Consider the following 2,038-nt stretch of genomic DNA (forward strand, 5'->3'; position numbering starts at 1 on the left):
TGCAGCACACAACAGCGGTTTGCTTCAATGGCTACTTCCGGATTTTCCTGCGGAAAATCCGCTGCTGAATGGAATGTTTTGTTATATTTGTAATGGCTTGGTGCTGGTTCAACGCCACTGAGAGCAAGCCGCGAAACGTTATAGAGCATTTTAAAAGACTACACTAAAGACAAATAATGACAACTTTAGGAAACACAGAAAAACTTATTTTAGTGACAAAAATCAACGACAAAGTTGTTGAATGTTCAACTAATATGGACGAAAAAACTAAAGAAGCTTTCAGAAACTTGTCAAAATTTACAAGAGATATTTTAGAGAAAGAGCCAAAGATGAATTCTTACGGACTTAATTCATTAAAAAGTGGACTTTTGACTTATTGGAACGAGAGTATCAATCCAGATACTGAAAGTTTTTGGACAGAATTAAAAGTCAACGGAATAGATTATGAACGAAAAGAGCCTTTAAAATTTGTCCTAGAGAAAAACCAGTTCAGACGAGTTGAACAAGGAATGGACGCAAGAATGCATTGGGGTGAACTTAAAAAACGAAAAGAAATCACGGACAAATACTCAAAAGCAGAAATTGAAAAAATAGAAACAATAATTGCGGAAGACGAAAATCGAAGACTTGAAATTTTGAAAAAGTGCTTGAGAAAAAACGGAATACCGCAGTCACAATACTTGAAATTTGGAGAATGCATGGCTTATATGAATAAATGTGAACTTTGGGACAAGTATTTTAATAAAGACGATGTTCAACAACTTTATAATATTTGGACAAACTTTAAATTAAAATAAACTAAGAACAAAAAAAACGCTCTATAACAGCGGTTTGCTTCAATGGCTACTTCCGGATTTTCCTACGGAAAATCCGCTGCTGAATGGAATGTTTTGTTATATTTGTAATGGCTTGGTGTTGGTTCAACGCCACTGAGAGCAAGCCACAGAACGTTATGTGTCATTTTGCGACCAACTAAATCTTTAAAATGTCAGACAGAAAATATCAAATAGAAAGAAACGCAGGAAAAGGAAACTTAAACGAACTAAAAACAATATTTGATTCTGGATATTCACAAACGGAAATTGACTTAGCGCTTGGAAGTGCAATAGCGTACTCAAAGATTGAAATTGCTAAATATCTAATATCATTAGGAGCAGATATTTCATATCAAGATTATGATGGTGTATATTATTCAGTACATAATAATGAAATTGATGGCCTAAAATTCTCCATATCACTTGAAATTGATGTGAACCTAAAAAATGGTTTACTCTTGAATACAGGCATATTCACAGCAACCAACACAAAAGATATAGGAATCGTAAAAATACTTCTTGAAAATGGAGCTAACGTTAATCTAATTACTGAAAACGTACTTAAAGTTGTGGAAAGATTTGGAACAACAGAATTAAAAGAAATTTTAAAAAACGCCACATAACAGCGGTTTGCTTCAATGGCTACTTCCGGATTTTCCTGCGGAAAATCCGCTGCTGAATGGAATGTTTTATTATATTTGTAATGGCTTGGTGTTGGTGCAACGCCACTGAAAGCAAGCCACAGAACGTTGTAGGCTATATTTGCTCAACTAAACCTTTAAAAATTAGTAACCAAAAAACAACGTAAACTATGAAAACAAAATTGAAGATTTTTAAATTTATTGCTTTATTTACTTTATTCAACTCCTTTTATTCCTGCCAAGAATCCTTTGAATTAAAAACAAGTAGAGTATCTATTAATCAAGTAATAAATGAAATTAATACTCAAAGCTTCAAACAGAAATTACAAAATAAGAACTTTGATTCTTCAATAAGTCATACACTACATCGAACAAGTGATTCAGAAGTTTACTTTATTAAAAAAGAAAAAGATGATGAATTAACTACATACATCCTACATCTTAATTCTTATACGCAAACAAAACCTTATTTTCTCAAACTAATTATTACCAAAAATAATGGTGAAACAGAAAAAATGGGATATATTAAATATATTCCAACTAGTCCAATTTCAATTTTAGATATGAACACTTTTACTGGTG

Annotated in this window: 3 protein-coding genes; all 3 read left to right on the forward strand. The window is 32.2% G+C overall.

The window, feature by feature from the left end:
- Positions 1-176 precede the first annotated feature (176 nt).
- Positions 177-797 carry a hypothetical protein gene (locus L6Q46_RS13920; RefSeq protein ID WP_291284816.1) on the forward strand — a complete coding sequence of 207 codons (621 nt, stop codon included), beginning with the start codon at positions 177-179 and terminating at the stop codon, positions 795-797.
- Positions 798-985: 188 nt separating this feature from the next.
- Positions 986-1,438: a hypothetical protein gene (locus L6Q46_RS13925; protein WP_291284817.1), complete on the forward strand. Its 453-nt coding sequence runs from the start codon at positions 986-988 to the stop codon at positions 1,436-1,438.
- Positions 1,439-1,626: 188 nt separating this feature from the next.
- Positions 1,627-2,038: hypothetical protein (locus L6Q46_RS13930; protein ID WP_291284818.1), on the forward strand; the 412-nt coding region annotated here is incomplete at its 3' end.

Source organism: Flavobacterium sp., assembly GCF_023151265.1.
Taxonomy (GTDB): Bacteria; Bacteroidota; Bacteroidia; order Flavobacteriales; family Flavobacteriaceae; genus Flavobacterium.